Source organism: Luedemannella flava, from assembly GCF_039528515.1.
GTDB classification, from domain to species: Bacteria; Actinomycetota; Actinomycetes; order Mycobacteriales; family Micromonosporaceae; genus Luedemannella; species Luedemannella flava.
Window position 1 is genome coordinate 1 of sequence record NZ_BAAALT010000072.1, and the last position, 5,386, is coordinate 5,386.

A 5,386-nucleotide genomic window follows, 5' to 3' on the forward strand; every position below is an offset into this window, starting at 1 on the left:
GGCGGCGTACGTGACGCGCCGGCGGCCCGTGGCCCGCGCGGCCCTGGTCGCGGCCACGACCTGGGCGGTGCTCGGCGGGGAGTCGCTGCGCCGGGAGGCCGACCTGATGGCCGACGCCCTGGAGAGCCGGGACCTGGTGGCCGCGCGGCGGCGCCTGCCGCACCTGTGCGGGCGCGACCCCGCCGGCCTCGACACCGGGGCGCTGGCCCGGGCCACCGTCGAGTCGGTCGCCGAGAACACGTCCGACGCCGTGGTCGGCCCGCTCGTCTGGGGCGCCGTCGCAGGACTGCCGGGCCTCGTGGGCTACCGGGCGGTCAACACGCTCGACGCGATGGTCGGCCACCGTGGGCCGCGGTACGGACGGTTCGGCACCGCCTCGGCGCGCGCCGACGACGCCGCCAACCTCGTCCCGTCGCGGGTGACCGCCGCGCTCACCGTGGCGGAGTCGCTGGCCGAGGCCGGCTGGCCCACGAACCCCGAGCGGACGTGGTGGCGCGACGGGCACCGGCACCCCAGCCCCAACTCCGGGCAGTGCGAGGCGGCCGCCGCAGGGGCGCTCGGCGTCCGGCTCGGCGGGCGCAACGTGTACGCCGGCCGGGTCGAGGAGCGGCCCACCCTCGGCGACGGGCGGCCGCCGGCGGTGGCGGACATCCGCCGGGCCGCCCGGCTGTCCGGCCTCGTCGGCGCGGGCGCGGCCGGTCTCGCCGTGGCCACTCTGCTGACCCGCGCCGTGCTGCGGTGGCGACGATGACCGGCCTGCTCGTCGCCGGGACCACCTCCGACGCCGGCAAGAGCGTGGTCACCGCCGGGATCTGCCGTTGGCTGCACCGTCGTGGCGTGCGGGTCGCGCCGTTCAAGGCGCAGAACATGTCCAACAACTCCGCCATCGCGGTGTCCGCCGACGGGCGCGGCGGCGAGATCGGCCGCGCGCAGGCGCTGCAGGCCGCCGCCTGCGGGCTCGCGCCCGACGTGCGGTTCAACCCGGTGCTGCTCAAGCCCGGCTCCGACCAGTCGAGCCAGGTGATCGTGCTGGGCGAGGCGGTCGGGCACATCGACGCACGGAACTTCCACGACCTCAAGCCGCGACTGGCCGCGACCGTCCTCGAGACGCTCGCCGACCTGCGCCGCGAGGCCGACGTGGTGATCTGCGAGGGCGCCGGCAGCCCTGCCGAGATCAACCTGCGCGAGGGCGACTTCGTCAACATGGGCCTCGCCCGGGCCGCGAACCTGCCCACCATCGTGGTCGGCGACATCGACCGGGGCGGCGTGTTCGCGGCCCTGTACGGCACGCTCGCCCTCCTCGACACCGACGACCAGCGGCACATCACCGGCTTTCTGATCAACAAGTTCCGCGGCGACGCGAGCCTGCTCGACCCGGCCCTGACGAAGCTGCACGCGCTCACCCGCCGGCCCGTGCTCGGTGTGCTGCCCTGGCAGGTCGACCTCTGGCTCGACGCCGAGGACGCCCTCGCGTACGGGCAGGTGCTCGGGCGGCCCGAGCCGCCCGTCGGCGCGCAGTGGCTGCGCGTCGCGGTCGTCCGGCTGCCCCGCATCTCCAACGCCACCGACGCCGAGGCGCTCGCCACCGAGCCCGGCGTGCGGGTGCGCCTCACCGTGGAGGCCGCCGAGATCGACGACGCCGACCTGGTCATCCTGCCCGGCAGCAAGTCCACCGTGGAGGATCTGCGGTGGCTGCGGGAGACGGGCCTGGCCGAGGCGGTCCAGCGGCACGCCAGCCGGGGCAAGCCGCTGCTCGGCATCTGCGGCGGGTTCCAGATGCTCGCCGAGCGTATCCACGACCAGGTCGAGAGCCGGGCCGGTACGGTCGCCGGGCTCGGGCTGCTGCCCGTCGAGATCACCTTCCGGGCCGAGAAGACGGTCGGCAACTCCGGCGGTACGGCGTTCGGGTCGCTGCCGGTGCGCGGCTACGAGATCCACCACGGGTACGTGTCGGCGGCGCGGGCCACCCGGCAGCCGTTCCTCTACTACCCCGACGGCACCGTCGAGGGCGCCGTCGTCGGGCACGTCTTCGGCACCCACCTGCACGGCACGTTCGAGTCGGACGACTTCCGTCGGGCCTTCCTCACCCGGGCCGCCGGCCTCGCCGGCCGGCACGGCTTCACCGTCTCGCCCAGCAACAAGTTCGGCGCCGCCCGCGAGCGGACCCTCGACCTGCTCGGCGACATGATCGAGGAGCACGTCGACACGGCCGCGCTGTGGCAGACGATCGTCGACGGGGTGCCCGGCGACCAGCCGCCCGAAGGCCCCGCCGCGCTGCCGGCCCGTACGCCCTGGCTGACGCGGTGACCGACGTCGCGGCGCTCGCGCGGCGGGTGCTCGCGGGGCCGGCTCGGCTCGGCCCGGTGCGGCTCGTGGTCGTGGACGGGCCTAGCGGCGCGGGCAAGACGGTGCTGGCCGGGCGGCTGGCCGGGGCACTGCGGGCGGCCGGCGCCCGCGTCGCCGTGGTGAGCACCGACGACCTGCTCGACGGGTGGCTGGACACCGTCACGTTCTGGTCCCGGCTGGAGTCGAGCGTCCTCGCGCCGCTGCGCGCGGGCCGGCCCGGGGCCTACGAGCCGTACGACTGGGTGGCCGGGGCGTTCGGGGCGCGCGTCGTGGCCGTACCAGTGCCGGATGTCCTCGTGGTCGAGGGGGTGACCGCGGCACGGGCGGCGGGACGCGCGCAGGCCACGCTGTCGGTCTTCGTCACCGCCCCGCCCGACGTGTGCCTGGCCCGGGCGCTCGCCCGCGACGGCGACGCCATCCTGGCTGAGCTGCTCACCTGGCGGGAACGGGAGGCCGCGTTCTTCGCCGCCGACCGCACGCGGGCGGCGGTCGACGTGGTCGTCGAGTGCCCGGGCCCCGACCCCGGGCAGCGCCTACGATCTGCAGACATGACGACCGAAGCAGAGCTGCGGGCCGCCGTCGCGGCGCAGCTGCCTGGCGTACGCACCGATCTTGAGGCTCTCGTCCGCATTCCGGGGATCGCCTTCGACGGGTTCGACTTCGCGCCGCTCGCCCGCTCCGCCGAGGCGGTCGCGGAGCTGCTGCGGGGCGCCGGGCTGCCCGAGGTGACGATCGAGCGGATCGGCGACGGGCACCCGGCCGTCATCGGGCGGCGCCCGGCACCGCCCGGCGCGCCCACCGTGATGCTCTACGCCCACCACGACGTGCAGCCCATCGGCGACCGCGCCGCCTGGCAGAGCGACCCGTTCGAGCCGGTCGAGCGCGACGGCCGCCTCTACGGCCGGGGCGCCGCCGACGACAAGGCCGGCATCATGGCACACGTCGCGGCGCTGCGGGCGTTCGGCGACGACCTGCCGGTCGGCGTCGTCGTGTTCGTGGAGGGTGAGGAGGAGTTCGGGTCCGCGTCGCTGGAGGAGCTGCTGCGCCGCCACCGCGACCGGCTCGCCGCCGACGTCATCGTCATCGCCGACTCCGGCAACTGGGCCATCGGCCAGCCGGCGCTGACCACCTCGCTGCGCGGCATCGTCAACGCGTTCGTCGACGTGCGCACGCTCGACCACGCCGTACACAGTGGAATGTTCGGCGGTGCGGTGCCGGACGCGTTGACCACGTTGGTCCGACTGCTCGCCACCCTGCACGACGACAACGGCGACGTCGCCGTCGACGGCCTGGTGAACAGGCCGGCCGCGCCGTTGGACTACCCGGAGGACCGGTTCCGTGAGGAGGCCGGCCTGCTGGACGGCGTCGCGCTCATGGGCACCGGGCGCATCGTCGAGCGGGTCTGGACCCACCCGGCGATCGCGGTGCTCGGCATCGACGCGCCGGCCACCGCCGAGGCGCCCAACGCTCTCGTCCCGTCCGCCCGCGCGAAGGTGTCCGTCCGGCTCGCCCCGGGCGACGACCCGAAGAGCGCGTACGCCAACCTGCGCGCGCACCTGGAGAAGCACGCGCCGTTCGGCGCGCGGGTAAGCCTCGAGCTCGAACACGACGGATCGCCCTGCGTCATCGACGCGACCGGGCCGGCCTTCGACGCGGCGCGGGCGGCGTTCACCACAGCCTGGGACGGCGTCGCGCCCGTCGACATCGGCGTGGGCGGGTCGATCCCGTTCATCGCGACGTTCCAGGAACTGTTCCCGAATGCCGCGATCCTGGTCACCGGCGTGGAGGACCCCGACTCGCGGGCCCACGGGCCCAACGAGAGCCTGCACCTGGGGGAGTTCGCCCGGGTCTGCCTCGCCGAGGCTCTCCTGCTCGCCAACGTCGCGAAGCAGGTCACCCCGGGCGCCTGAACCCGCCCAGCCGGGCCGATGGCTATGTGCGCCGACCCACCAGCTCCCCCCATGTGCACCCATCCCGCGGGGTAGGCGCGGCTGTTGGCCGCCAGTTGTGCACATCTGGCGAGGTGAGCGCCCGGATGCCCGCCGGATGGCCACATCTGGCGGGGTTGGACCCCCGGGGCGCCGTCAACTGTGCACATCTGGCGGGGTGGGCGCGGTGGCGGCCCGCCAGAAGTGAGCTCTTGGTGGAGGTGGATGGCGCGGGCTCGCTAGATGTGAGCTTTTGGTGAGGGCGTGGGGCCGTAGGCTCGCTAGATGTGAGCTTTTGGTGAGGGCGTGGGGCCGTAGGCTCGCTAGATGTGAGCTTTTGGTGAGGGTGTGGGGCCGCGGGCCCGCCAGAAGTGAGCATTTGGTGTCGGCGCGGGCCCCAGGCCCGCCAAGAGTGCACTTTTGGCGCCGGCTGGAGAGGCGGAACCTCGCCAACTGTGCGCAGCTGGCGAGGGGTTGGACGTCCGCGTGCGCCGGGCTGCGTGCTCGCCCGGGCCGGCCGCCCGCGTACGCGGGATGTGCCAGGTGGCGAGCGGTGGCAGGGGTGCGCGGGACACGGACGGGAAACCGGACGACAGGGCTTGCGGGGCATCAACGGCGCGGTAGACTATCGAACATGAGTACGAACCGAGTCCCTGACCTGCCGAGCGACACTCTCGCCGCGCTGGTGTTGAGCACCTGCCCGCCGGTCGCCGCGCCGCCCGCGAAGGTCGATCCGATGGAGCAGTTGCGTGCCTCGGTGGCCGCGTTGGCGGAGGTCGACGTCGCCGCCATGCCCGACGCCGTCCTCAGCGACGACATCGACCGGTTGTCGCTGATCCTGGTCCAGCTCGACGGGTTCCTCAGCAGCGTGGCCGACAACGTCCGCGCGCGTGGGTTCCAGATCGAGGAAGAGCCGAGTGCGCCCCGGAAGCGGGCCGGGGCGCACTCGTCCAGCAATATCGCGGCCGCCGCCTGACGTCCCCAGGCGGCGCGTTGCCGCGAGGGCGGCGAAGTGTCGGGGCGGCGCGGCAGGATGAAGGCATGTTGTTCGCCGCCGTCGCCGCGACGTCAGCCGCCGTCGCCGCCAGTTCGGGTCGCCGCGCCAAGGTCGG

Annotated in this window: 5 protein-coding genes; all 5 read left to right on the forward strand. The window is 74.5% G+C overall.

Features of this window, described 5'->3' with window-relative positions; genetic code table 11:
- A partial coding sequence (locus tag ABD211_RS13845; RefSeq protein ID WP_344130473.1) for a CobD/CbiB family cobalamin biosynthesis protein occupies positions 1-751 on the forward strand: 751 nt, incomplete at its 5' end.
- Positions 748-2,307 (forward strand): cobyric acid synthase, encoded by a 1,560-nt coding sequence (locus tag ABD211_RS13850; RefSeq protein ID WP_344130476.1) that lies wholly within the window; start codon positions 748-750, stop codon positions 2,305-2,307. The genes ABD211_RS13845 and ABD211_RS13850, both read left to right, overlap by 4 nt.
- Positions 2,308-2,894: 587 nt before the next feature.
- On the forward strand, positions 2,895-4,256 hold the full coding sequence (locus ABD211_RS13855) for a dipeptidase (protein WP_344130500.1): 1,362 nt from the start codon (positions 2,895-2,897) through the stop codon (positions 4,254-4,256).
- A gap of 652 nt (positions 4,257-4,908) precedes the next feature.
- Positions 4,909-5,250, forward strand: coding sequence for a hypothetical protein (locus ABD211_RS13860; protein ID WP_344130479.1), 342 nt, complete (start codon positions 4,909-4,911; stop codon positions 5,248-5,250).
- Positions 5,251-5,315: 65 nt separating this feature from the next.
- Positions 5,316-5,386 (forward strand): hypothetical protein (locus ABD211_RS33890; protein ID WP_425560405.1); only part of this gene is annotated, 71 nt, incomplete at its 3' end.